Here is a 26,633-nt window from a genome sequence, read left to right on the forward strand (position 1 = left end):
CGAGGCCCCCTTCCTAACCGTAAGGTCGCTTGGTTGGTCTGGCTTAGAAGCCCATACCGCCCATGCCACCCATACCGCCCATGCCACCCATATCCGGGGCGCCACCAGCAGATTTTTCTTCCGGCTTTTCAGCGATCATGCATTCGGTGGTGATCAGCAGACCAGCAACCGAAGCGGCATCCTGAAGCGCGGTACGAACAACCTTGGCCGGGTCGATGATGCCGGCTTTAACCAGGTTGGTGTATTCGCTCTTCTGGGCGTCGAAACCGTATTCAACGTCGTCCTGTTCCAGCAGCTTGCCTGCAACAACAGCACCGTCAACACCGGCGTTCTGTGCGATCTGACGAACCGGAGCCTGCAGAGCGCGACGAACAATGTCGACACCGATGGTCTGGTCGTGGTTTGCACCTTCAAGACCGTCAAGCGCGCGGGTTGCGTACAGCAGAGCCGTACCACCACCAGCAACAATGCCTTCTTCAACAGCAGCGCGGGTCGCGTGCAGGGCATCGTCAACGCGGTCTTTACGTTCTTTCACTTCGATTTCCGAAGCGCCACCGATTTTGATCACGGCAACACCGCCAGCGAGTTTCGCCAGACGTTCCTGCAGTTTTTCACGATCATAATCAGAGGTGGTTTCTTCGATCTGGGCACGGATCTGACCAACGCGGGCTTCGATCTGAGCTTTTTCGCCGGAACCGTCAACGATGGTGGTTTCTTCTTTGGTGATCGTAACCGATTTCGCGGTGCCGAGCATGTCAAGCGTAACGCTTTCAAGCTTGATGCCGAGGTCTTCGGAAACAACCTGACCACCGGTAAGGATGGCGATGTCTTCCAGCATGGCTTTACGACGGTCACCAAAGCCCGGAGCCTTAACAGCAGCAATTTTCAGGCCGCCGCGCAGCTTGTTGACAACCAAGGTTGCCAGGGCTTCGCCTTCAACATCTTCAGCAATGATCAGCAGCGGCTTGCCGGACTGAACAACGGCTTCAAGCAGCGGCAGCATCGGCTGCAGCGAAGAAACCTTTTTGTCGAACAGCAGGATGTACGGGCTGTCGAGTTCAGCAACCATCTTTTCCGGATTGGTTACGAAATACGGCGACAGGTAACCGCGGTCGAACTGCATGCCTTCGACAACGTCGAGTTCGGTGTGCAGGCCTTTTGCTTCTTCAACGGTGATAACGCCTTCGTTACCAACTTTTTCCATGGCTTCAGCGATCATATCGCCGACTTCACGGTCGCCGTTGGCAGAAATGTTACCAACCTGTGCGATTTCGTCTTTACCCGAAACCTTACGTGCACGGCTGATGACAGATTCAATAACCTTGCTGGTTGCAAGATCAATACCGCGCTTCAGATCCATCGGGTTCATGCCAGCAGCAACAGCCTTGTTGCCTTCACGCACGATTGCCTGGGCCAGAACGGTCGCAGTGGTGGTGCCGTCACCGGCCAGATCGGCGGTTTTGGAAGCCACTTCGCGCAGCATCTGTGCGCCCATGTTTTCAAACTTGTCCGACAGTTCGATTTCCTTGGCAACCGAAACGCCGTCCTTGGTCACGCGCGGTGCGCCAAAGGACTTGTCGATAACAACGTTACGGCCTTTCGGGCCAAGCGTTACCTTGACAGCGTCAGCAAGGATATCAACACCGCGCAGCATCTTGGCGCGGGCGTCAGTCGAAAATTTTACGTCTTTAGCAGCCATTATATTCTTTCCTCTCTATGAGACGGATGAACATCAAACCTTCATCACCCAATTGGGCTGACTTAGGCCAGAATACCCATAATGTCGGATTCTTTCATGATCAGCAGTTCTTCGCCGTCAAGCTTGACTTCCGTGCCCGACCATTTGCCGAACAGAACTTTGTCACCAGCTTTAACGTCAAGGGCGACGAGCGAACCGTCTTCCTTGCGAACACCTGAGCCAACCGCGACGACTTCACCTTCCTGAGGCTTTTCTTTCGCGGTATCCGGAATAATGATGCCACCGGCAGTCTTGGTGTCAGATTCGACGCGACGTACCAGTACACGATCATGTAACGGACGGAACTTCATTTTCGACAACTCCGTTTGATAAGCTAAGGCTCAATTTGATTACAATACTAACCGGGACGAGCCATGTTAGCACTCACCCCCGGCGAGTGCTAACAGCATGTATGGGAAAGGGGGGAAATTGTCAACACCTCAAAGGTACAGGTCGCAAAAAAGTCATATTTCCTGCCGGTTTACCGGAGGGTGACATGCGCAGGTGCCCCCGCCCTATGACACAGGCAAACCCCAACGACAACCCATTAAAATTCGGGTTCCCCCCTTGCAGGTTGCCGATAAAAATCCACCGGCATCGGCCCAAAGCGGTTAGGTCCCAGTTGGGTGGGCTTACACCACCACACAATCAGCACGATAATTCCAATCAGTGGAAGCATAACCAGCAGCATCCACCAGCCTGAACGGTCGGTATCATGTAAGCGCCGCACGCCCAGTGCCAGTGTCGGGAAAAACACAACCAGATTAAATACGGAATTGAGCGGCCCGCCCCCGTTTGGCCAGCCCAAAAATTCGGAATCAACAACCGACAGCACGATGGCACACACCAGAGCAAACAGCTGCCACCACCAAAAAGCCGACCGCGACGACCGGTCCCGAAAATTGAAATAATTCCTGAACCCGGAACTGATCGCTTCGCCGAAATTCATATGCCCCTCCCCGCACAATAAGATGCAGAAATCATAACACCATGACGACGCCAATCACGCGTCAAAAAATTCTTTAGTCCTTCCTCATTTCGTTCCTTAATCCAGCCGATAAAACGAAACCGGCACAGCGGCCTTATGCCATCTGTGCCGGTCTTTAAACACGGTCCGTCAACGCTCGTTAACGGGCATTGTTCCTATGGCATTGAAATGCGAACCGGCCCGGTATCAACCAGCTTCAGCGCCCAGTTTTCGGCCTGTGTCCCGTCAAGGTTCAAATACTGCGCCAAATAGGCAAGGCGATCAGTATCATCCCCCTTTGCCGTGCAAAAACGGTCCTGCAGGTAAAAGGGCGGCGTTGCCTGATAATAAAGTCGTGCCCGTACCTTTGCCGGGGTGCCCTCAATCTCTTTCAGGCTGATTTCATAGCGCAAATTATCCCCGCCCTGCTCGGTGGGGCCCAAATAGTCCGGATCGGCACCAACGGCAGTAAAGCCTGCATCTTCGGCAAGGTCGGCGCCTGCGCCCAATGCCTTGGAAATCGCGGTTCGTTCTGCCAGGCCAAGATAACCCGGCGGCGGCAGGCGGTTATCTTTTACCTCGGCACAGATCGACAGGAAGCTGGTTGTCAATTCGCCCTGTGGCCGCACATTATGCCCGCAGGCAAATTGTGACCCGTCACGCGGCGGTGTGCTGACCAGTTCCTGATAAATCTGCGTCTGATCCTGGTGGCTGATCACTTCATAATGGGGTTGATGCATACGCTTTTCCGGTTCTATCCGTGCGGTGCAGGTTTCATCCCACCACAATTCGCCGGTGATCGGCTTCTGATTCTGATCCACCAGCACACCGGCCTTATTGACCCGGCCCGAGGCCCAAATCACCTTATCCCTGGCATCGAGCACCTCGAAATTCACAAAGGCACGGCGGAAACCCACGCCAGAGGGGAATTTATGCCCGGTATGGCTGGTAATACTCACCGCCGCATGCAGCTTGCCATTGGCAATAACTGGTTCATCCCCAAGGCCGATGCTGACCGTAGCATTTGCCGCCTGCTGGTTAATCGCGCGTGCCGTCAATTCCAGCGGATCAATCGCCTTTTTGGAATTCATCATCGGGTCAGCCGTTGGCACACCCATAACATCAGGGAATTGCTGGAACATTTTCACCAAAAACAGGTTCAAGCCCACCAGCGTATGCTTGGCAAATCCTTCGCGCTGTTCAAGGTCGATATCCTCGGGCGCAAAGGTATTGGCTGCGGCCGGAAAGTTTGAAAATTCCTGGATGCTGGCAATCTTGCTTTTGAATGTGCCGCCCGCATCGCGCGATGGCATATGGCAATCCTGGCAGGTTGCCGGCTCCGCCCCTGCTCCGGCGGGCAGCGGCCCGTCAATGGTGCTTCCGGTACGATAGGCACTAAACGCCCATTCAACATAGGTCGTTTGCTCATAAACGTGCGCAATCGTTTTGCCTTCATGCAATACCGGCAAATGCACCGTATGGCAGGTCCCACACATTTCCGATGTGCTGATCGCATCGCCCTTTTCAGGTTTGATGCCCAGCGTATAGTCCATCGGGTGGGTTTTGGGTTTGTCAAACGGACCAAACAGCTTGCCTGCCGGACCCACCAGAAAACTGCCGGTAAAGGTTTTGCCAAAGCCTGTATTATCCGCATTGATCAGTTCCTGACGTTTCAACACGCAGGCGTTTTGCGGGTCATCAGCATATTTTTCGGTCGCTTCCTTGCCCAATACCATCTGATGGCAAGCCATGCAGGAAATGCCGTCGCGTGCCAGCGCCCCATAGGATGCGTGGCCAGCACCCGGGTTTTCGGGCGGGTATGGCACAGCATTGACAATATCGCGGTCAAACACGCCGCAATCGCCAGCATTATCCTTCGCATGGTCAATCTGATATTGCCGCTGCCCCAAAATACCGTGGCAGCCCAAACAGGTTGTCTGCACCAGATCGGCCTGATCATGGTGAAAGGTCTGGGTCTCGCTGGCCATTTGGGCAAAAAAGATCGGGTCACGCCCGGCAAGCCCCATCGGCGAGGATCGCCAAGTCGCATAGGGTGACAAATTAAGCAGCTTGTCACTTTGCGGGTCCGGCATGGTCATATCAAATTGCAGGCCCGTGCTGCCCGCATCGTGGCATCCGGTACATTGGTCACTGGTCAGATACTGACTTTGTGGCGATGGCCCCGAAGCTGGCATCCAGACATTGTCATAGGTTTGCGATGGCATAATAAAACGATGCTCAGGCACCACCCCAAAACGCTCCGCATTGCGCATCAATACCAGCAATTCCTGCAAGGGTTCCGTCCGCTTTTGCCCGTGCGGAACGGGTTTTGCCTCCATATGGGCGCGAAGGGCATGGATGCTATCGCCCGCACCATCTGCTTCAAGCTGTGCCATCGCCCCAGCAGCGGCCGAAACCGTCCTGCCAATTTTGGGCACCTCGTCCGTGCCAATATACTGACCAGCAAAAAAGTCCTGTGACAAAAACACTTCCGACTGGCCGGGATGGCCCTGCATATTGCGTTCTTCGGCAAAGGTCATATCATGTGACGATCCGTGACAATTCACGCAATATTGCCCAAACCCCATATTGGGCGGAGCATTGCTTTCGCCCGCTGGCCAGTCTGGTGCCCATCCTTCGCCGGGCCAGCCATACCAGCCCCAAAACCAGCCATCCTTTGACTCTTGCGCATCACGCACCATGATGGCGGCACCGCTGGTCGGGAAAAGATAGTTCGGGTCATATTTGGCGCAGGCTGCCGCCGGTTGGGGATACATTTCCTTCACCATAATCGCCCCATCGGGAATGGCGGCCTGTGGCTCCGGGTGCGCCTTGCCGGTCGGCCGGTTCTTTTCCAACCATGTCACCATTTCCGGCGAATACCAAATCACAACCGGCGAATGCGTGCCGTGATAGGTTCCTTCCCACGGCGCGCCTTTTTGCCCGGCAACGCGGGCGGCGGTATAAGGGCCGGTATCGCGCACATATTTATCACGCACCCAGCCTGCTTCGGTATCACGATGGCACCAGTTGTTAAAAAACTGCGATAATGCCGCCTCGTATTCATTTAACGGCAAGGCACCGGGATGACGCACCGTTTCCTTTAGCGACGCACAATATGCCTGATTGATCGGCACCATCGGCGCGTCCCGCAGTGCCGTTTCGCATGTTTGCGCAATGGCAGCTGTGGTTACACAGCTCGCCAAGCCTGCCAGCATCAAAGCCCGCAGCTTTCCCCGATAATTCATGGCCCCTCTCTCTCCTTGTCCCCGGCAACACCCCACGCGCCAGTTCCATAAAAAACCTTAGGAGCCTCGTTTATTTTTATCAACCTTGAATTGATGATTGTGGGGTATATTTAATTTATAAATGAAACCCTGTCACAATCTACCAAGCACAATCCCCCTCCCTTCTCCAAACCAAAACAGGCCGGAATACCATCGTATTCCGGCCTGTTGATTTTTCAGGATGCGCAAAGCCCCCTATCGGATCAGTTCAGCGACAAGGCCCTGTGCCTATTCCACCGTCACCGATTTCGCCAGATTGCGCGGCTGGTCCACATCCGTGCCTTTATGCACGGCAACGTGGTAGGCCAGCATCTGCACCGGGATGGTATACAGGATGGGGGCGGCAAAATCGGCCACTACCGGCATCTCCACCGTGGCAGATGCCATATCGCCAATGGTTTCCAGACCCTTGGCGTCGGACAGGAAAATCACCCGCCCGCCGCGTGCGGCCGCTTCCTGCATGTTTGATACGGTTTTTTCAAACAGTTCGTCAGATGGCGCAATCACGATAATCGGCACCGACGGGTCAATCAGGGCAATCGGGCCATGCTTCATTTCACCCGCCGCATAACCCTCGGCATGGATATAGGAAATTTCCTTGAGCTTTAACGCCCCTTCCAGCGCAATCGGATACCCCAACCCACGGCCAAGATACAGCACATCGCGTGCATCGGCGATATTGATCGCGAGCTCACGGATTTCCGCGTCATGATGCAGGATTTCGGCAACCTGTTTGGGAATTTCCGTCAGCGCACTGACAATCCCGGCCTCTTCACTGCCCGAAAGGGTGCCATTTTCACGGCCAATTGTGACCGCAAGGCAGGCCAGAACTGTAAGCTGGGTGGTAAAGGCCTTGGTCGATGCCACGCCAATTTCCGGCCCGGCATAGGTTTGCAACACCACATCGCTTTCGCGCGCAATGGTGCTTTCGGGTACATTGACGATCGAAAGGATCTTCTGCCCCTGGGATTTGGCATAGCGCAATGCCGCCAGCGTATCGGCCGTTTCGCCCGACTGCGAAATAAACAGGGCAATGCCGCCCTTGGGCATCGGCGGGCAGCGATAACGAAATTCCGAAGCCACATCCACATCAACACCCAGCCCGGCATACCGTTCGATCCAGTGCTTGGCGACCAGCCCGGCATAAAAGGACGTGCCACAGGCGACAATCGTCAGGCGCGAGGCCTCACCAATATTGAACGGCATATCAGGCAGTTTGATGCTGCGGGTTGCCGGGTTGATGAAGGAATGCAGCGTATCGCCAATCACGGCAGGCTGTTCAAAAATTTCCTTCTGCATGAAATGATTATAATTGCCCTTGCCGGTCATGGCACCGGAAACGGCCGACAATTTGGTTTCACGGGTCACGTCATTGTCATGCTCATCCCGCACCTGCACACCATCACGCCGCAGTTCCACCCAGTCGCCCTCATCAAGGTAAATCAGGCGATTGGTCAGGTGTGAAAGCGCCAACGCATCCGAGCCCAGATACATTTCACCATCCCCCAGGCCCACGGCAAGCGGGCTACCGCGCCGGGCACCAAAAAGAACGTCATGTTCACCGGCAATAATAATCACCAGCGCAAAGGCCCCCTCGATACGATGCAGCGTTTCCTGCACAGCTTCGCGCGGGGTTTTACCCTGATCAAGAAAATCCGAAACCAGATGCACCACGACTTCCGTATCAGTATCCGAGGCAAAAACACGGCCTCGGGCAGTCAGGTCCGCCTTCAGGGCGCGGAAATTTTCGATAATGCCGTTATGAACAACTGCAACCTTGCCATCGGTATGCGGGTGGGCATTGTTTTCCGTCGGCACCCCGTGGGTCGCCCAGCGAGTGTGACCAATGCCCACATCACCCGCAAGCGGGCTATCCTTCAAACGGTCGGCCAGATTAACCAGCTTGCCCTCAGCGCGGCGGCGTTCAATTTTGCCATTCACCAATGTGGCGATTCCGGCGGAATCATAACCGCGATATTCGAGGCGCTTTAACCCATCAAGAATACGTTCGCTAACGGTGTCTTTGCCAATAATACCGATAATGCCGCACATATGCCGTGTCTTTCCTTAAAAGATACCGATCAACGCCACTCAAAGTTGGCGGTCGCCTGTTATTTCATTCAATAATCGTATGATCCGCCGGGCACGGTTATGCCTTGCCGGTCAGGGCGCGCATTTTCTCGCGGAATTTGGCGGCCCAGCCCGGTTTTTCGTTTTTTTCGGCGCGAACCAGCACCAGCGCATCGGCCGCAACCTCGCCGCCCAGCGTGCTGCCCGCTGCGACAATCGCGCCATCGCCAATCGTTACCGGGGCCACCAAGGCACTGTTGGAGCCAATAAACGCCCCCGCACCAATATCGGTGTGGTATTTCTGGAAACCGTCATAATTACACGTAATGGTGCCAGCGCCGATATTGGCCTTTGCCCCAATACGCGCATCGCCGATATAGGACAGATGATTAACCTTGGCGCCGTTTTCGATGCTGGCCTTTTTGACCTCAACAAAGTTGCCAATGCGTGCCCCTTCGCCAATTTCCGCACCGGGGCGCAACCGGGCATAGGGGCCAATATCGGCACCGGCGGCAATGTCGCATCCCTCAAGATGGCTAAATGCCTTGATCGTTACATTATCACCAATCGACACACCGGGGCCAAACACCACATTGGGTTCAATCACCACATCGCGGCCAATTTTGGTATCGGCACATAAAAACACCGATGACGGGTCCACCAGGGTCGCGCCATTGCTCATCGCCGCCTCGCGCAGGCGGTTTTGCATAAGCTGTTCGGCCACGGCAAGCTGGGCACGGGAATTGACACCCAGGGTCTCTTCCTCGGCCACGTCCACCGCCACGCAGCTTCGCCCCTGATCGCGTGCCACCGTCACGGCATCGGTCAGATAATATTCACCCTTGGCATTGTTATTTTTAATCGCATCCAGCAACGCCACCATGCCCTCGGCGGCAAAGCACATTACCCCGGAGTTACAAAAATCAATCCGGCGTTCGGCTTCGGTGCATTCCTTGTCTTCAATAATTGCCAGCAGTTCACCGGTATAAGGGTCCGTTGACAGGCGGCCATAACCGGTCGGGTCTGCCGGTGTAAAGCCCAGCACGGCCACCGCATGCGCACCCTCGCGCCGGGCGGCAATCAAACGTTCCAGCGTTGCCGTGGTAAAAAGCGGGCTGTCGCCATACAGCACCAGCACATCGCCTGTCGCCTCTTCCAGCGCATTGCGGGCGGCCAGCACGGCATGGGCGGTACCCAGGCGGTCGGTCTGTTCAAATGTCGGGTGCGGGGCCACGGCCTTTTCAAGGGCAGGCATATCAGGCCCCACCACGACCAATGTCTGTTCTGCCTTCAGGGCGGATGCAGCATCAATGACATGGTTGACCATGGGTTTTCCGGCAATTTTGTGCATCACCTTGGGATGCGCACTTTTCATCCGCGTTCCCATACCGGCTGCAAGGACAACCACACTTAATGATCCAGACATTTAAAATCCCTTATTTCCGGTCGCCAATCATTCCCGCTCGGGGCACGATATCGATATAGGCAATGCAATGCAGCACTCCTAACGCAATTTGACGCAATGCAAAAGCCCCGCCTGAATCACGTTTTGTAACCTGATGTTAGCAGATGTTACAGATTGTTAATGCGCCTTGTTATTGTTGTCAGGATTGCTACATTCGGCCAGCACCTTTCGGTGTTTTTATCATGACACATTTCAAGGAACCGCCCATGCCCCGTTTCATTCTGTTTGACCTCGACGGCACCCTGATCGACGGCGTGGATGATCTGGTCATGGCAATGAACCAGCTTTTGGCACAGCACGGCCTTAAGGGCCTGATGCGCGCCGAACTGGAACCGATGCTGGGCGACGGCGCACGCATGTTAACGAAGCGCGCCTTTCATGCCCGCAATCAATCGCTAGAGTGCGATGCACTGGACCAAGCATACAACAAATTTGTATCGCTTTACGAGGCAACAGCCTACCGTGATACATATTTGTACCGGGATGCGGAAACCACCCTGCGCCAATTGCATCAGGAAGGCTGGAGAATTGGCCTGGCATCGAACAAGCCGACCAAACCCTGCCGCGAGATCCTGTCCACGTTGCGCATTGATGACCTGTTTGGCGTGATTGCCGGAGGCGATGCCACCGATGTACGCAAACCCGATGGCGGGCATTTGGCCTTTGCCCTGAATAAAATGGGATATGATGCCGCCCGCGGCGATTATGCCGTGATGGTGGGCGATCATGCCAACGACATCAATGCCGCCCGTGCCATCAATATCGCCGCCATCGCCGTTGCCTTCGAGGTCGATGACAGCAAGGCACATAGCCTGGGTGCAGACGCGGTTTTAACCCGTTTTTCGCAACTGCCGGATGCCTTGAAAGAAATTGCCTGAAAAGGCCGCTTGACACCCCCGGCAACGCCCCTTATAACCCGCGCCACTGATCGGTGAAGCCTTGGTTATTAAAGGGCGATTTGCCGCTTGGGGCGTATAGCTCAGTTGGTTAGAGCGCTGCCTTCACACGGCAGAGGTCACAAGTTCGAATCTTGTTACGCCCACCATTTCCCCCTTCCTGATATTGTTACTGTTAAAGCCAAATTCCTGCGATTGTGCATCAAAATGCTGCGCAGCATTTTGCCGTATCCACCGCAGACCCAAACAGCCCAAAAAGTAAAACAGGCTGCCCCAAACGGAACAGCCTGCTTTGTTATATCCATGTCGTCAGACAGGGCTGGATTAATGGCTATCCTTGGGGATTTCCTTGCCACGACCACCCAGCAGGAAGTCAAAGTCAGCCCCTTTATCCGCGCCAATAACATGGCTGTAATAAAGCGAGGCATAACCGCTTTGCGGGACGGAAACGATGGTTTCCCACGCAGCCAGGCGGCGAGCGATTTCGTCGTCGGATACATCAAGGTGCAAACGCCGGTTGGGCACATCCAGTTCGATCATGTCGCCATTTTGCACAATCGCCAGCGGGCCACCGGCGGCGGCTTCGGGGGATGTGTGCAAAACAACGGTGCCATAGGCCGTGCCGCTCATGCGGGCATCGGAAATACGCACCATGTCGGTAATGCCCTTGCGCAACACCTTGGGCGGCAGGCCCATATTGCCCACCTCGGCCATGCCGGGATAGCCTTTGGGACCGCAATTTTTAAGGACCATGATGCAGTTTTCATCGATATCAAGGCTTTCGTCGTTAATCTTGGCCTTGTAATCGTCGATATCTTCAAACACCACGGCCCGGCCACGGTGCGTCATTAAATGTTCAGACGCCGCTGAGGGCTTAAGCACCGCACCATTCGGCGCCAGGTTGCCCTTAACCACGGCAATGCCGCCATGCTGGGTCAATGCCTTTTCAAACGGCAATATCACATCGTCATTCCAGTTGCGCACCTCGGCCACCTGGTCCCACATGGTATCACCCGAAACCGTGATGGCATCCTTGTGAATATGCCCTGCTTCGGCCAGTGCCTTGATCACGACCGGCAGGCCACCGGCATAGAAGAATTCCTCCATCAAATATTTGCCCGAGGGCTGCAAATTCACGATGGTCGGAATATCACGCCCCAGACGGTCCCAGTCATCAAGCGTCAGATCCACACCCAAACGCCCGGCAATGGCAAGCAGATGGATCACCGCATTGGTTGACCCGCCAATCGCCCCATTAACACGAATGGCGTTTTCAAAGGCCTGCTTGGTCATCACGTCAGATGGTTTCAGATCATCCTTGACCATTTGCACAATACGGCGGCCGGTCAAATGCGCCATCACACGGCGGCGGCTATCAACAGCGGGAATGGCGGCATTGCCCGACAGGGCCATCCCCAACGCCTCGGCCATGCTGGCCATGCTCGATGCCGTACCCATCGTATTGCACGAACCGGGCGAACGCGACATCGCCATTTCAGCTTCCAGGAAATCCTCGGTGCTGATTTTGCCAGCCTTGCGGTCTTCCGAAAGCTGCCACAACGACGTGCCCGAGCCAATATCCTGCCCGCGCCATTTACCATTGAGCATCGGCCCGCCGGTCACGACGATGGCGGGAATATCCACGCTTGATGCGCCCATCAGCAGCGCGGGTGTGGTTTTATCACAGCCCACCATCAGCACCACCCCATCCAGCGGGGTGCCGCGCAGGGCCTCTTCCACATCCATCGCACACAGGTTGCGGAACATCATGGCCGTGGGGCGCAACGTGCTTTCACCCGGGGAAAAAACCGGAAATTCCAGTGGCAAACCACCTGCTTCGTAAATGCCATGTTTGACCCGTTCGGCCAAATCGCGCAAATGGGCATTACACGGGGTTAATTGCGACCAGGTATTGCAAATGCCAATCACCGGTCGGCCATCAAACAAATCGGCGGGTAGCCCCTGATTTTTCATCCAGCTACGGTGATAGATATTATCTTTGCTGGTGCCACCGAACCAGCCCTGGGAACGCAATTTACGCGGCCAGGCTGCGGGTTTGAAGGTGCTCATGCCCGGTCTCCTGAGTTAGTGGAAAACACCGGCATAACCTTGCCGGTGGCCCGGGCACGCAATGCACCCGGAAAGGAAGTCAAACGGTATAAAAACCCTGCCCCGTGCGTTGCGGGATAACAGGCAAAAATCGGTTTTTGCCCGGTTTTTGGTCCGTTTTGTATTTTGGTCAATTTCTTAGGCCTTGTTTTTGTTATAAACATCGAAAATCACGGCGGCGAGCAACACCAGGCCCTTAATCACCTGCTGCCAGTCAATCCCGACACCGACAATCGACATCCCGTTATTCATGACACCCATGATCAGGGCACCAACGACAGCGCCGATAATTTTACCGACCCCGCCAGACATGGACGCGCCACCAATAAAGACGGCCGCGATCACGTCAAGTTCAAAGGCAATCCCCGCTTTTGGGGTTGCCGTATTCAAACGGGCGGCAAAAACCAGCCCGGCCAGCCCGGCCAGCATGCCCATATTGGCAAAGGTCAAAAAGGCCAGCTTGCGGGTATTGATGCCCGAAAGCTGGGCGGCCTTTTCATTGCCCCCCATCGCATAAATGCGACGGCCAATGGTGGTGCTGTTGGTGACAAAGGTGAAAATCGCAATCAGAACCGCCATCACGATCAGCACGTTGGGCAAACCGCGATAGGTGGACAGCAGATAGGCGATGTACAAAATAGCAAGGCCCGCAATAGCATGTTTGGCGGCAAAAAACGCCATTGGTTCTTCGACCACGGCAAAGCGCGCCTGTTTGGCGCGCGAGCGCAAACCCAGCACCGGCAGAATGACGGCTACGGCCACACCAATCGCCATTGAAAACAGGTTAAAGCGCCCGTCAATCATGCCGCTGAACAGGTCTGGCACGAAACCCGATGACATCAACTGAAAGTTTGTCGGAAACGGCCCAACGGATGCTCCGCCCAAAAGCGTCAGGGTCAAACCGCGAAAAACCAGCATCCCGGCCAGGGTCACGATAAAGGACGGAATACGCCAATAGGCCACCCAATAGCCCTGGGCACAGCCAATAAGCCCGCCCACAATCAAACAGGCGGGAATGACAATGATGGTCGGCAGGTCCCACTGCACCGACATCACCGCGGCCAAAGCCCCGATAAAGCCCACAACCGAGCCCACGGACAGGTCGATATTGCCGCCGACAATCACCAGCAGCATGCCGACTGCCATGATGATGACGTAGCTGTTTTGTAAAAACAGATTGGTCAGATTGACCGGCTTCATCAAGACGCCATCGGTCAGATACTGAAAGAAGGCCATGATCGCGATCAGGGCCAGCACCATGCCATATTCACGCATATGTGTGCGCAGGTAATAACCGATATTTTTGCTGGAAGTCTCACTCATTGGTCCGTCCTCACCCCTTCAGGATCGTGCGCATGATCTTTTCCTGGCTGGCTTCGCTTGCAGCCAGCTGCCCCTTGATTTCGCCTTCATTCATCACATAAATGCGATCGCACATGCCCAGAAGTTCCGGCATCTCCGACGAGATCATGATGACCCCTTTGCCGTCGACCGCCAGTTGATTGATAATGGAATAAATTTCGTATTTCGCCCCGACATCGATGCCGCGCGTCGGCTCGTCCAGGATCAAAACTTCCGGCCCGGCAAACAGCCATTTGGACAGAACCACCTTTTGCTGGTTCCCGCCCGAAAGATTGATCACCTTTTGCGCAACATTGGGGGTGCGAATATTGATTTTCTGCCGGTATTCCTCGGCCACACCGCGTTCGGCACCATCGTTAAGCACACCATGCTCCGACACACCCGCCAAATTGGCGAGCGTAATGTTGGTGGTGATACTCTCATCCAGGATCAGGCCCATTTCCTTGCGGTCTTCGGTCACATAGGCCAGCCCGGCATCAATCGCACGCTCAACCGTTGACACATCAACCGGCTTGCCGTGCATCAAAACCTCGCCACTGATATTTAACCCATAGGAACGGCCAAAAATACTCATGGCAAGTTCGGTGCGCCCGGCCCCCATCAGGCCTGCGATGCCCACAACCTCCCCGGCCGCCACATCGATATTGACGTTTTTGATCAGTTGCTTGGTGGGGTGCAGCGGGTGGTAACACGACCAGTGGCGCACCTCCATAATCGTCTTGCCAATAGTCGGGGTTCGTTCCGGATAGCGGTGCGCCATATCGCGCCCGACCATATCCTTAACGATGTCATCCTCGCTGATATCGTCTTCGTGACAGTCCAGCGTTGAAACCGCCCTGCCATCGCGGATCACGGTAATGCGGTCGGCTACCCGGCTGATTTCATTAAGCTTGTGCGAAATCAGGATCGAGGTAATGCCCTGATTGCGAAACTCGATCAAAAGATCGAGCAGCTTTTGACTGTCATTTTCCTGCAAGCTTGATGTCGGTTCGTCCAAAATCAGAAGTTTGACTTCCTTGGACAGGGCCTTGGCAATTTCCACCAATTGCTGTTTGCCGACACCAATATTTGTGACCAGCGTATTGGGGGCTTCGCGCAGGCCGACCTTAGCCAAAAGTTCGGTTGTCCGGGCAAATGTCTTCGGCCAGTTGATAACGCCATTTTCCGCCAGTTCATTACCCAGAAAGATATTTTCCGCAATCGACAACAGCGGCACCAGGGCAAGTTCCTGGTGAATGATGATAATGCCGCGATCCTCGCTGTCGCGAATATCACGAAAAGACTGAATTTGATCATCAAACAGAATATCGCCTTCATAAGTCCCATGCGGATAAACCCCGCTTAGAACCTTCATCAAGGTCGATTTTCCCGCACCATTTTCACCACACAGGGCATGGATTTCGCCCCGTCGCACCTTCAGGTTCACATCATCAAGCGCCTTCACACCGGGGAAGGTTTTTGTGATATTGCGCATCTCCAGGATGGTATCCATCCGGTCCTCCCGCATGCCGGGCTATGCCGGCTCCCTTTTCAAAACGCGACCCGCAATCTTGTTTTTGCGCGCCTGTTGCCGCCTGCTTTATCGGGCAGCCCTGGGTTCGTTGACAAAAAACGGGCGGCGTATCATCACCGCCCGCTTCCAACATCATGCTCGAGGCACTGTTACTTGATTTCGTCCATCGTGTAGTAACCCGAACCAACCAGCACGCCTTCCCAGTTGCTTTTGTCAACCAGGACCGGCTCTAGCAGGTAGGACGGCACAACCTTGACACCATTGTCATAGGTTTTGGTGTCATTCACGGTCGGCTCCTTGCCAGCCAGCACGTCATTGACCATGCTGACGGTAACACGGGCCAGTTCGCGGGTATCCTTGAACACGGTGGAATATTGTTCACCGGCAAGAATGGATTTAACCGACGGCAATTCGGCATCCTGCCCCGTCACAATCGGCATTTTCATATCACCAGAGCCGTAACCAACGCCCTTGAGAGAGGACAGAATACCAATCGACAGCCCGTCATATGGGGAAAGAACACCATCCACCTTGGCATCGGTGTAATAGGCCGAAAGCAGGTTATCCATACGGGCCTGGGCAACAGCACCGTCCCAGCGCAGGGTTCCTACCTTGTCCATGCCCATCTGACCCGATTTGATCACGATGGTGCCGTTATCAATCATCGGCTGAAGAACCGACATCGCGCCATTATAGAAGAAATAGGCATTGTTATCGTCGGGCGAACCGCCAAATAGTTCAACATTATAGGGGCCGTCGCCACGCGATGCGAGACCGTCCAGAAGCGAGTTCGCCTGCAAGACGCCAACCTTGAAGTTATCAAACGTGGAATAATAATCGACATCGCCACTATCGCGGATCAGGCGGTCATAGGCAAAAACCTTGATCCCGGCAGCCTTGGCATTTGCCAGCGCGTTTGACAGGGTGGAACCGTCAATCGCGGCAATCACCAGAACATCAACGCCCTTCACAATCATGTTTTCAATCTGGGAAAGCTGATTGGGAATATCGTCTTCGGCATATTGAAGGTCGGTTTTATAACCGGCTTCTTCAAACTGCTTGACCATCGAATCGCCATCCGAAATCCAGCGGGCGGATGATTTGGTCGGCATGGCAATTCCGACAAAGCCCTTATCGGCAGCAAAAGCGGCAGACATGCCAAAACCACCCGGCATGGCAGGGGCAAAAGTTGCGGCTGCACCAAAGGCAAGGCCGGCCAAAACGGCACTCAGACGTTTCATTATATTTTCTCCCTAATTACGCGGCAACGCGAGGCACCTCCCTTTAGGCAAGGGTCCCTTATGCCGTTTCAACCGCGTCGCATTATTCTTCCTCGCAAGCACCATTTTTTATGGCACCGGCCGCGCAATATTCGGTCGCTTTGTCATAACATTCAAATAATGAAAACTGAACATTGCATATCAAAAATGATATACTATAAATTCAGCAGCAAACACACTAGCATCTCGGAGCCATCCCGTATGACAAACAGCCCCAACCCGCCCGAGATGACGCCAGCCCAAACCCTTTTGTCGGGGACGGGCAACCTGTTTAAACGCGGCCTTAAAATCAGCCATTTGCGCATGATTGTAGCGATGGAAGAAACCGGGCAAATCAGCCTTGCCGCCGCCATGCTGAAAACATCGCAACCCGCCGCATCACGATTGTTATCGGAAATGGAGGATATGCTGGGGACCCGCCTGTGCGAACGCGGTGCGCGCGGTGTAGAAATGACCAATGCTGGCCGGGCCCTGGCCCAGCGTGCCCGCACAATGCTCATTGAAATGCGCGAGGCCGAACGCGAAATCGAGGATATTAAAAATGGTGGCGGCACTGTTTTTATTGGTGCAGTAACGGCCGCTGCTGTTGATTTGGTGGTGCCCGTAGTGCGCGATATTCAATCGCGCAATGCCCGGTTCGAGGCCCAGGTTGCCATCGGCCCATCACACATCCTGATCAAAAGCCTGCTGGCCGGGGAGTATGACTTTGTCATCGGGCGTGTGCCCCAAGATATTGATCCGCGCCTTTTCAATATCTGGCAAATTCGTAGCGAAAAAATCCGTCTGCTTGTCCGCAAGGGGCACCCCCTTTTGGCCCATAATCCTGTATCCTTGGCACAGCTTGCCCGATATGAATGGATATTGCCCCCACCAGGCAACCTGATGCGCCGCACCATCGAGGATATTTTTATCGCCCAAAACCTGCCGCTGCCGCATTCGGGGCTGAATACGGCGTCGCTGCTGGTCACATTGGCTGCCATCATGGAAAGCGATGCCATCGCCCCAATGGCCGAAGAGGTAACATCCCTTCTGGCGCGCGGCGGTGCCATTACCGAAATGCCGCTGACAGAAGCCATCGAAATCAAACCCTACAGTCTGCTCACGGCTGCGGGGCATCGCCTTTCGCCCTCGGCGCAAATGATATCGGACCATATCCTGGCCCGCATCGAAGGTAACAAACAGGCCCGTGTCACAACCGACCATTAACCAGCCCTGCCGTTTCATCGTCCGGCAGCCCCCATCGCGACACTTTTAACTTCGTCCGGGCTTGTCGGCAGCGATCCAAAACGATATACTTATACTCTCTCCCCCATTTGCAAAAGCAATGCGCGCAACAGGTTTGGCGCATACGCGACAGATATGTTCAGACGATACATCACGTTCTGCATCCTGCCGCGAACCCTCCATTTTACAAAACATTCCCTGATGGTGGCCCGGCTTTATCGGGCCTGAAAGCTGCATGCCGAAAAACCGTGCCACAGGGACCCGTTTAAGCAGGAAATCCCAATGCCGTTATCTTACCCGGAAAACCTTGTGGTTCTAACCGGTGGCCCCGGTGCCGGTAAAACCACTCTGATCAATTATTTGAACACGCTTGGTTATGAAACCAGCCCCGAGATTGCCCGAAACGTTATTGAAACCCAGCAAAAACAAGGTGGCACTGCCCTGCCCTGGCAGGATAACGAAGCCTATTGCAGGCTTATGACTGAAGGTTCCATGCGTGCCTGGCAGGTTGGTATGGCCCTGGCACCCGTGACGGTATTTTTCGACCGGGGCCTGCCTGATGCGCTGGCCCATCGACGGCTATACCAACTGCCCGAAGACAGCACCTTAAATCAGGTCATTAAAACCTGTCGGTACCGACAAACCGTTTTCATTTTGCCACCCTGGCCGGAAATTTACCAAACCGATACCGCCAGAAAACAAAGCCTTGCCGAGGCCATTAAAACCTATGACGTTTTGCATCAAACCTATCTTGACTGCGGCTACACCCCGGTCGAAATAGCCAAAGGCCCGGTTGAACAGCGGGCGGAACAAATATTAACACTGCTATCGCGATGACCGCTTAAACACAAAAGCTGACAGCCCGCGCATGATAGCGGATCAATCTGATGCACTTGCCAGTCGCATATGCAAAATCGGAAACGGATTGCCCTCGCCATCTGTTTCCGAACGGCCAAAAACAACAAAGCCCATGCGTTGATAAAAACCAACCGCATCAGGGTTTTGTTCGTTCACATCAACATCGGTGATCCCGTGCGTTGTTATGGCATCGGCGACCAATGCACGGCCAATGCCCTGCCCCATCATATTTGGGGTCACAAACAACATTTCGATGCGCTGTTTGGCGATGCCGATAAAGCCGGTGATGACCCCGTTTTCATCCCGGGCACAGAACAGCTCAACGGCATCAAAATACTGATCAAGGATCACATCACGCAAACGCAGAATGTCCTTTTCAACCAGAAAGGCATGCGTGGCGCGTACCGACCTTTCCCATAATGAAATCAGCTCGTTATAGTCTTGAGGACCGGTTCCTGAAATCAGCATATTGACAGTCCTTATCCTTCCCATTAATGCCCGGCCTCTCTTTATCGCAATGGGTACCTCTTCTCGATAAAAATCTTTATTCACGCCATCAGCTTGCCGCAAAGCGCCGCCATATGGTGCCGCCTTGAGCAGGGAATACGAATATCAATGCAAGTGCCTTATCCAACGAACCTTGTTGTCATCACCGGTGGCCCCGGTGCAGGCAAAACCACACTGATCAATTATTTGAATGAACGCGGCTATGAAACCAGCCCGGAGGTTGCCCGAAACGTTATTGAAACCCAGCAGGAACGCGGCGGCACGGCCCTGCCCTGGCAGGATAACGAAGCCTATTGCAGGCTTATGATCCGGGGGTGCATCCGTGCCTGGCAGGAAGGCATGAGCCAGGACCCGTTACCGGTGTTTTTTGACCGGGGCCTGCCCGATACCCTGACCCATCGGCGGTTATCCAAGCTGGACGAAGACACAGCCTTAAAGCAGGCGATTGAAACCTATCGTTACCGAAGGACAGTTTTTATCCTGCCGCCCTGGGCCGAAATCTACAAAACTGATAATGCGCGAACAAAAACCTTCGCCGAGGCCGTCAAGACATATGTGATTTTATACCGCACCTATCTTGAATGTGGCTATGAACCCATCGAAATACGCAAAGGCCCGGTTGAACAACGGGCCGCACAAATACTGGCACGGCTAAAGCTGTGACCAAGCAAAAACAAAAACCGAGCAAACGAGCAAACCATGAAGAAACCGATCTGCCGCACGATCATTGCGGCAGCCCTTGGCCTTGGTAGTATTCTGCCTGCCAGGGCCCACGCCGCCTGCTATGACTGGCCGTTACGCCAGCGGGGCGGTGAATATGCCTATGATGGCGATACCATTTACGTCCTGATCCCCGGCCTGCCCGGCGAAATTGCCCAAATGTCGGTTCGGGTGCGCGGGGTGGACACCCCCGAAATTCGTGGCAAATGTACCAGTGAAAAGCAACTTGCCAGCAAGGCCCGCGATTATGCCCGCCAAAGCCTGAAACAGGCAAAAAAGGTGGAGTTTTGCGAACCCGAATGGGGTCGTTATGGCGGGCGCGTTGTGGCATCGGTCCGTATTGATGGCCGTGCACTGGACCAGGAACTAATCAGTGCCGGTCTTGCCCGCCCCTATGACGGCAAAACCAAACGGGCACCGTGGTGCGGTTAACGCAAACCAAAACAAAATAAAGTCAAATCAAACAAAACCCGGCGGCACCAAAGGCACCGCCGGGTTTTCAATTGCATGCTGACAAAAACGGGATATCAGAAATTGCCCGGTGCACATTGCAGGCAGGTCAGGCCCAGGTCCCGCCATTTATCCACCACCGACTGGCGATCATCCACCACCAGCCAGGGGGCAAAACCATCCGCCCGGATTTGATGTAACAAATCTTCTTTGACATCCTCGTCACTGCGATGATCGGCATCCACCGGGCGTAAATAAACACCATCAAACGGAATTTCATGCGCCGTCAGCCAGGCTTCGGTGCGCGCCCGCCAGCCTTCGGGCCGCCCCGTACAAATGACAATCGCCTGCCCCGTCCCATGCAAAATGCGCAGCAGGCGTTCAATATCAGCGACCGGTGCGGTGTGGTCCATCGCATCAAAAAAGGCATCCCAGTGTTTGACCGGGCCATGCACCAAATGCCCCAGCACATCGGCATCAAATTCGGCCAAGGTGCCATCCACATCAAACACCACCGCCGGACGGGGGGCTGTTTCTGATCCCGGTTTATCCATAAGGCTTTGTGTCATCGTGCATTTTCCTGCGGGTTATCATCTGCCCGTGCGCCAAGCTGTTTGTATTCCCAGCGACCATCAACGGGGGTAAAGAGAAAGGGCGTTGCATTCAAAATGCGCGGGCCATCGGCATCAAAGCCGGTTAAATGCAAAATGCACCGCATCACGCCGGAATGGGCCACAATCAAGGTATGCCCCTGTTTGGCATCATGGTCCGCCAGCGCGATATTCAGCGCATTGCACACCCGTTTGCACATATCGTTAAACGGCTCGCCCGCAGGTGGTGTATCAAAACGCGGGCAAATTTCCGTGACAGGACGCCCTTCCAGGTCACCCCAATGCCGTTCACGCAAACCGGGCAGCAGGGTTGGCACCAGGCCGGGCATCGCCAGTTCGGCGGTATGGCGGGCCCGCTGTTGCGGGCTGGCAAAAACCGCCCGCCACGGCCATTCCGCCAGCAAGGGGGCCGCGGCCCGTGCCTGTTTTTCGCCTGTCGTATTCAGGGGAACTTCGGTGGAACCGGCAATAACGCCGGTTCGGTTGGCTTCCGTTTCGCCATGCCGCATAAAAACAAACGGCACAGCAGGCATATCATAATGCCAATAGGGAAAAATCATACGTCACGCCTTAAAGATAAAACCGGTCCGATAGCTGTAACCGGCCTTCAAACCCTTCCACAAGGCCGAATTCCTCGGGTTGGGTGCAAAATAACGGCACAATCTGCAACGCATGGCAGGACTGTGCCACTTCCACCACATCGCTTAGGCGCGGATGCACATTCCAGCGGTGAAAGGCGCCCTTCCCCTCGCTGACAAAACGACGGGCCGTTTCGGACATATGGCCGGTATAAATGATTTTTGCATCCCGCCCCAAACGGCCCTCCGATTGCCATTTACGGCTAATCTCGCCCGCCGCCCCCTTGGTTCCGCAGGGCGAATGGCACAATAACAGCCGGGCATTGGGGTTAAATTCGCGGGCTTTTGCGCTCAGGCGGCGCAAATCGGCAATGGCATCATCATGCACAAAATCGCGCCCGCCCGGTGCCAGCACCTGCTGCACCCGGCCAAAACACCGCATGTCCATTGTCCAGTCGGTGAAACCGGCCCGTTCAAACAGCAGGGCCATTTCGGCCGCGCGGCCACTGGGCGGCACAGGAAACAGAATTTGCCCGTCATAGCCACCAACCGCTGCCAGCAGGCTTTCAATCCGGTCGCGCTGCGAGACATTATACATCCCGTAAGAGGCATCGCACAAAACCGTCGCGGCATCGGGGGCCTGATCATATAAAAAATAATCAGATTCCGTGCAAATATCGCCCGTATAAAGCACCCCACCCGCCAGATCAAAATGCAACCATACCCCGCCAAAGGCATGGCCGGTGCGCCCGGTGGTAACCGTCACACCATCGACCTGTATTTCACCAAAGGCAGGCAAAATGTTCACATCCGCCCCGGATGGCAGCGACTTGGCCGTGATGGCCGTGCAATAAATCGGCAACCCCGCCTCGATCGCATAGCGGGCCGCACCAATATGATCGATATGGTCGTGGCTTATGAAAACGGCGTTAACTTTGGTCAGCCAGGCAGGATCAAACCCCGGTTCATTTTCCAGGCCATCGCCACAATCAAGCAACCAGCGCCGGTTTAAAAAATCCAGCCGGATACAGGCCGGGGCCTTCTCCCCCAGGCCGGATAAAATACGAATACCTGCCGCCATTATGCTGCCTCCTGGCGCGAAAAGACCCATCCATCGCGTACGGACAGGGAAATATTGTCGCCAATACGCGCACGATAATCATTGTAAACCGGCAGGGCATGGCCGTTTGCAAGGCGAACCGCCAGTCGGAACCGCCCGCCCAAATACACACAATCCTCGACTTTACCGGCCAGTGTGCCCTGACCATCCACCCGGATGTCTTCGGGGCGCAAACACAGGCCCAGCGTATCGTTCTCGCGGGCTTGGCTGGCAATATTGACGCAAATACGCGCCGGAATATCCGCATCCCCCAACCGCACCGCACAGCGGCCATTGTCCTGCAGGGTAATATCGCCCACCGGCAGCACCGCCCCGGCACCGACAAAACCAGCCACCATCTGGTCACTGGGCTCGCGATACAGGGTTTCGGGCGCGGCCATCTGGCGAATGTGTCCACCATCCATCACCGCAATCCGGTCCGCCATCGCCATCGCTTCGGCCTGGTCATGGGTGACATAAATCATGGTTGCGCCGGTACGACGGTGAAAATCCAGGAAGGCCTCCTGCATGGTCTCACGCAAATGCACATCCAGGTTTGCCAAGGGTTCATCAAGCAACACCGCACGCGGTTCCATCACCAGACAGCGTGCAAGAGCAACACGCTGGCGTTGCCCGCCGCTTAGCTCCGAAGGCGAGCGGTCGGCATAATTTTCCAACGATACAATCGACAACGCCTCGCGAATGCGCCGGTCCCGTTCCGCGCGCGACATTTTACGCACCTCCAACGGATAGCCCACATTGCGCGCGACCGACATATGCGGCCACAGGGCATAAGACTGAAACACAATGCCCAGATTGCGGTCTTCCGGTGCGACCATCTGGCGCGATGCCCCATCGGCCACCACCTGCCCGGCGAGCGAAATGGTGCCCTCATCGGGCTGTTCAAACCCGGCCAACAGGCGCAACAGGGTTGTTTTGCCACAGCCTGACGGCCCCAGCAGAGCAACAAATTCGCCATCGGCTATATCAAGCGAGACATTATTAACCGCCCGATAATCACCAAACTGCTTGGTAATGTTGCGCAAATTTATGACTGCCACGGTATCACTCCCTTGGGCAGATGACGCGAGGCCAGTTGAAAACCGGTCATCAGGGCCACAACAACCCCCACCACCAGCACGGCCACCGCCGATGCCAGGACGCTATCGCCACTGTCATCAAGGTTGAAAATCAGAACACCCAGCGTTTCATTGCCCGCCGACCACAAAAGGGCCGAAACGGTCAGTTCGTTAAACGCGGTTAAAAACACCAGCAACGCCCCGGCCGCCGCGGCAGGTGCCGCCAAAGGCAGCAAAATATCGCGCAACCGGCGGCCCAGCCCCGCCCCACAAGCCTGGGCGGCCTCTTCCAATGCCGGGTCAAGCTGCATGAAACTGTTCATCACAGGGCGCAGCGCAATGATCAAAAACCGCGCCAGATAGGCAACAAAGATAATCGCCAGCGTGCCATACAAACTAATGTCGAGCACCGGAATGCGAATGAACAGCAAGATACAGGCAATCGCCAGCACCACGCCGGGCAAGGCATAGGGAATTTCGACCAGCAAATTGACCATTTTGGTCAATCGTGTGGGCCGACGCACAATCACATAGGCCAGCGGCAAGCATATGCCGACCAGCACAATCGCCGCGCCGACCGACAATAACAGGCTGTTATGAAACGCCCGGATGGTGGCAGGCTGCACAAACAGAACCTGGTAAAAGGCATCAAAACTGAAATTATCAAGGCCCAACCGAACACCAAAGGCCGGGACCAGCGAGGTTGCCACCAGGGCCATTAAAGGCACCACCAAAATGGCACCCAGCACGGCCCATAACAGCACCTCGATCACAACACGGCGCGCCCCAAGCCGAATATCAAGCGGCCGGCCCACAACGCCCATCAGGCGATAATCGCGCTTGCTCAACAAATGATGGTGCAACAACACACCAATAACGGCAATAACGCCAATCAGTATCGCCAACACAGAAACCTCGCCCAAGGCGGCGGGGCCAAAGCTGGATAATTTGCGATAAATCAGGGTTGGCAGGGTAATGTAATTGCCAGGAATACCCAGCATCGCCTGAATACCAAAATTCCCCAATGCCGTCACAAAAGCCATTGCCGTGCCTGCAATCAGGCCCGGGCTGGTTAAGGGTAAAATCACCTGCCACCACAAACGCCCGCCGCGCGCACCGGCAAGCCGTGCGGCCTCTACCTGTTCACGCGGCAACAGGCGCAAATTGGCCCGCAGGGTCAAAAACACGATCGAGGCATGCTGAATGCCCAAAAGCAGGGCAATTCCCTCTGCCGAATAGAGCGGCTGGGGGGAGCCCAACGCCGGGGCCATGCCAATGGCATTCAAAAGCGCACTGCTGGGCCCGGTAAGCTGCACCCACGCCAAGGCCGTAATTTGCGGCGGGATCATCATCGGGATCATAAAGCAAAAAACCAGTGCCGCCTTCGCCCTGATATCCGTCAGCGCTACCAGAAAGGCAAATGCCCCACCAATCAGCACCGAAATAACGGTCCCCAAAGCCGCAGTATAAAGGCTGTGTGCCGTTGCCTGCCATGTCTGGCTGCTTTCTGCGACATCGCGCAAATAGTCCAGGCTGGGCATGCCCTGCACAAACAGGCCTTCTGCGGCCAGGCGCAGCATAGGCAGAACCGAAATAAAAAGAACCGGCACGAACAATAAAGGCAGCAACCGGTCCGAAAACCGGTTGCCTCCCAAATGTCTGCCAGATGCAGCCAGCCTGCGTCCGACAGCCTGCATTATTCAGCCCCAAACATCTCGGCGAACTTCTTCTTGTTCGCATCGGCATTTTTAAGGGCAACAGCCGGATCAAACGTCATCAGTTTGATGTCCTTGCGGGCCGGGAAGCCTGCGGGCGGGTCCATATCGTTACGCGCCGGGATATACCCCATTTCCTGAACCAGCTTCTGGCCCTTTTCCGACAGCACGAAATCGACAAATTTGTGTGCGGCATCAACATTCTTGGCCGTTTTCATAATGGCGACCGGTTCGGTCACATAGGTGACACCTTCGCTGGGGAAGACAAAATCCACCGGAGATCCTTCGGCCTTGCCGCGCAATGCCAGGAAGTCAACGACCATGCCATAGGGTTTCTCGCCCGAGGCAACAGCCTTGAACGTGCCGCCATTCCCGCCCTGGGCACGGGCCTTGTTATCGGCCAGGGCCTGATAATAATCCCAGCCCAGATCCGGGCTTTCCACCATCGTCGAAAGGGTAATCAGCGCCGCCCCAGAATAAAGCGGGCTTGGCATCGCGATCTGGTTTTTCAGGGCCGGATCGGCAAGATCCTTCCACGCGGTCGGTTTTTTGGAAACGCCAGTGTTATAAACAATGCCGGTCGTGATCAGCTTGGTGGAATAATAGTAGCCATCGGCATCATACAGGGCCGGGTCATAGGCCTTGGCTTCGGACGATTTATAAGCCTGAAGCTGCCCCTGCTGTTTCATGCCTTCCAGGGTCACGGTATCAGCGATCAGCAACACATCCGGCCGCGGGTCGCCCGCAGCAATTTCGGCCCCCAGTTTTGCCATCAGTTTGGTGGTGCCATCACGCACCCAGTCCACTTCCACATCCGGGTAAGCGGCCTTAAAGGCATCAACGGTGGTTTGCGCATCCTGGTTGGGCTGGCTGGTATATAAAACCAGCTTTTCGGCAGCCTGCCCCAAAACCGGCATCATCATTGTGGCGGATGCCACGGCAGCAAGAAGCACTTTACGCATTCTAAAAATCCCCTGAAACGGTGAAACGCAAAAAGGTTTCGTACGAAAACAACGTGAGGGGGACGCTACCGATATTTTCATAACAGTTGTGTGACAAAGCTAAGAATTAAATGTTTCAGCCGTGTTTTCGGGCTTCTCAGCGG

22 protein-coding genes and 1 tRNA gene are annotated in these 26,633 nt (G+C 55.1%); 6 read left to right on the forward strand and 17 right to left on the reverse strand.

Features of this window, described 5'->3' with window-relative positions:
- Window positions 1-43: 43 nt before the first annotated feature.
- The 6 genes from groL to glmU all read right to left on the reverse strand — a co-directional run bounded on the left by groL (window position 44) and on the right by glmU (window position 9,488).
- The gene (gene groL, locus LF95_RS17975) at window positions 44-1,699 is read right to left on the reverse strand and encodes a chaperonin GroEL (RefSeq protein ID WP_073956556.1); all 1,656 of its coding nucleotides are present in this window, start codon (window positions 1,697-1,699) and stop codon (window positions 44-46) included.
- 62 nt (window positions 1,700-1,761) lie between these two features.
- Window positions 1,762-2,049, reverse strand: coding sequence for a co-chaperone GroES (gene groES / locus LF95_RS17980; RefSeq protein ID WP_073956557.1), 288 nt, complete (start codon window positions 2,047-2,049; stop codon window positions 1,762-1,764).
- Window positions 2,050-2,285: 236 nt separating this feature from the next.
- Window positions 2,286-2,687: a DUF805 domain-containing protein gene (locus tag LF95_RS17985; protein ID WP_073956558.1), complete on the reverse strand. Its 402-nt coding sequence runs from the start codon at window positions 2,685-2,687 to the stop codon at window positions 2,286-2,288.
- A gap of 194 nt (window positions 2,688-2,881) precedes the next feature.
- Window positions 2,882-5,953 carry a hypothetical protein gene (locus tag LF95_RS17990; protein WP_073956559.1) on the reverse strand — a complete coding sequence of 1,024 codons (3,072 nt, stop codon included), beginning with the start codon at window positions 5,951-5,953 and terminating at the stop codon, window positions 2,882-2,884.
- Window positions 5,954-6,220: 267 nt separating this feature from the next.
- Window positions 6,221-8,044, reverse strand: coding sequence for a glutamine--fructose-6-phosphate transaminase (isomerizing) (gene glmS, locus LF95_RS17995; RefSeq protein WP_073956560.1), 1,824 nt, complete (start codon window positions 8,042-8,044; stop codon window positions 6,221-6,223).
- A 97-nt stretch (window positions 8,045-8,141) separates the two neighbouring features.
- Window positions 8,142-9,488 (reverse strand): bifunctional UDP-N-acetylglucosamine diphosphorylase/glucosamine-1-phosphate N-acetyltransferase GlmU, encoded by a 1,347-nt coding sequence (glmU, locus tag LF95_RS18000; protein ID WP_073956561.1) that lies wholly within the window; start codon window positions 9,486-9,488, stop codon window positions 8,142-8,144.
- 245 nt (window positions 9,489-9,733) lie between these two features.
- On the opposite strand from glmU, the gene LF95_RS18005 reads away from it, so the two are divergent.
- Together LF95_RS18005 and LF95_RS18010 are read left to right on the forward strand one after the other, a co-directional pair.
- Window positions 9,734-10,405, forward strand: coding sequence for an HAD-IA family hydrolase (locus LF95_RS18005; RefSeq protein WP_073956562.1), 672 nt, complete (start codon window positions 9,734-9,736; stop codon window positions 10,403-10,405).
- Window positions 10,406-10,495: 90 nt separating this feature from the next.
- Window positions 10,496-10,572 (forward strand) — tRNA-Val (locus LF95_RS18010).
- Window positions 10,573-10,747: 175 nt separating this feature from the next.
- On the opposite strand, the gene araD is transcribed toward LF95_RS18010, so the two are convergent.
- The 4 genes from araD to chvE form a co-directional block, all read right to left on the reverse strand.
- A complete protein-coding gene (araD, locus tag LF95_RS18015; RefSeq protein WP_073956563.1) occupies window positions 10,748-12,493 on the reverse strand; it encodes an L-arabinonate dehydratase in 1,746 nt (581 codons plus the stop codon).
- A gap of 177 nt (window positions 12,494-12,670) precedes the next feature.
- Window positions 12,671-13,855, reverse strand: coding sequence for a multiple monosaccharide ABC transporter permease (mmsB, locus tag LF95_RS18020; protein WP_073956564.1), 1,185 nt, complete (start codon window positions 13,853-13,855; stop codon window positions 12,671-12,673).
- Between the two features lie 10 nt (window positions 13,856-13,865).
- Window positions 13,866-15,386 (reverse strand): multiple monosaccharide ABC transporter ATP-binding protein, encoded by a 1,521-nt coding sequence (gene mmsA / locus LF95_RS18025; protein ID WP_073956698.1) that lies wholly within the window; start codon window positions 15,384-15,386, stop codon window positions 13,866-13,868.
- A gap of 170 nt (window positions 15,387-15,556) precedes the next feature.
- Window positions 15,557-16,648 carry a multiple monosaccharide ABC transporter substrate-binding protein gene (gene chvE / locus LF95_RS18030; protein WP_073956565.1) on the reverse strand — a complete coding sequence of 364 codons (1,092 nt, stop codon included), beginning with the start codon at window positions 16,646-16,648 and terminating at the stop codon, window positions 15,557-15,559.
- A gap of 240 nt (window positions 16,649-16,888) precedes the next feature.
- On the opposite strand from chvE, the gene LF95_RS18035 reads away from it, so the two are divergent.
- Both LF95_RS18035 and LF95_RS18040 read left to right on the forward strand, forming a co-directional pair.
- The gene (locus LF95_RS18035; RefSeq protein ID WP_083607806.1) at window positions 16,889-17,893 is read left to right on the forward strand and encodes a LysR family transcriptional regulator; all 1,005 of its coding nucleotides are present in this window, start codon (window positions 16,889-16,891) and stop codon (window positions 17,891-17,893) included.
- A gap of 300 nt (window positions 17,894-18,193) precedes the next feature.
- The gene (locus LF95_RS18040; protein WP_073956566.1) at window positions 18,194-18,748 is read left to right on the forward strand and encodes an AAA family ATPase; all 555 of its coding nucleotides are present in this window, start codon (window positions 18,194-18,196) and stop codon (window positions 18,746-18,748) included.
- 42 nt (window positions 18,749-18,790) lie between these two features.
- Here LF95_RS18040 and LF95_RS18045 read toward each other — a convergent pair whose 3' ends face one another.
- Window positions 18,791-19,237, reverse strand: coding sequence for a GNAT family N-acetyltransferase (locus tag LF95_RS18045; protein WP_073956567.1), 447 nt, complete (start codon window positions 19,235-19,237; stop codon window positions 18,791-18,793).
- 147 nt (window positions 19,238-19,384) lie between these two features.
- On the opposite strand from LF95_RS18045, the gene LF95_RS18050 reads away from it, so the two are divergent.
- Together LF95_RS18050 and LF95_RS18055 are read left to right on the forward strand one after the other, a co-directional pair.
- Window positions 19,385-19,939: an AAA family ATPase gene (locus LF95_RS18050; RefSeq protein ID WP_073956568.1), complete on the forward strand. Its 555-nt coding sequence runs from the start codon at window positions 19,385-19,387 to the stop codon at window positions 19,937-19,939.
- A 36-nt stretch (window positions 19,940-19,975) separates the two neighbouring features.
- Window positions 19,976-20,428 carry a thermonuclease family protein gene (locus tag LF95_RS18055; RefSeq protein ID WP_073956569.1) on the forward strand — a complete coding sequence of 151 codons (453 nt, stop codon included), beginning with the start codon at window positions 19,976-19,978 and terminating at the stop codon, window positions 20,426-20,428.
- 95 nt (window positions 20,429-20,523) lie between these two features.
- Here LF95_RS18055 and LF95_RS18060 read toward each other — a convergent pair whose 3' ends face one another.
- Genes LF95_RS18060 through LF95_RS18085 form a run of 6 tightly spaced genes read right to left on the reverse strand, consistent with a single transcriptional unit; the run spans window position 20,524 to window position 26,490 of the window.
- Window positions 20,524-21,015: a phosphatase domain-containing protein gene (locus tag LF95_RS18060; protein ID WP_252509826.1), complete on the reverse strand. Its 492-nt coding sequence runs from the start codon at window positions 21,013-21,015 to the stop codon at window positions 20,524-20,526.
- Complete coding sequence (locus LF95_RS18065; RefSeq protein WP_073956570.1) at window positions 21,012-21,617, reverse strand: histidine phosphatase family protein; 606 nt, start codon at window positions 21,615-21,617, stop codon at window positions 21,012-21,014. Before LF95_RS18065 ends, LF95_RS18060 begins: the two co-directional genes overlap by 4 nt.
- A 10-nt stretch (window positions 21,618-21,627) precedes the next feature.
- Window positions 21,628-22,716, reverse strand: coding sequence for an MBL fold metallo-hydrolase (locus LF95_RS18070; RefSeq protein ID WP_174561009.1), 1,089 nt, complete (start codon window positions 22,714-22,716; stop codon window positions 21,628-21,630).
- Window positions 22,716-23,795, reverse strand: a complete 1,080-nt coding sequence (locus tag LF95_RS18075; protein WP_073956571.1) for an ABC transporter ATP-binding protein — start codon at window positions 23,793-23,795, stop codon at window positions 22,716-22,718. Before LF95_RS18075 ends, LF95_RS18070 begins: the two co-directional genes overlap by 1 nt.
- Window positions 23,783-25,510, reverse strand: coding sequence for an ABC transporter permease (locus LF95_RS18080; protein ID WP_073956572.1), 1,728 nt, complete (start codon window positions 25,508-25,510; stop codon window positions 23,783-23,785). Before LF95_RS18080 ends, LF95_RS18075 begins: the two co-directional genes overlap by 13 nt.
- Window positions 25,510-26,490 (reverse strand): ABC transporter substrate-binding protein, encoded by a 981-nt coding sequence (locus LF95_RS18085; protein WP_073956573.1) that lies wholly within the window; start codon window positions 26,488-26,490, stop codon window positions 25,510-25,512. Before LF95_RS18085 ends, LF95_RS18080 begins: the two co-directional genes overlap by 1 nt.
- Window positions 26,491-26,633: the final 143 nt, after the last annotated feature.

The sequence above is a fragment of the Thalassospira sp. TSL5-1 genome, from assembly GCF_001907695.1.
Lineage (GTDB): Bacteria > Pseudomonadota > Alphaproteobacteria > Rhodospirillales > Thalassospiraceae > Thalassospira.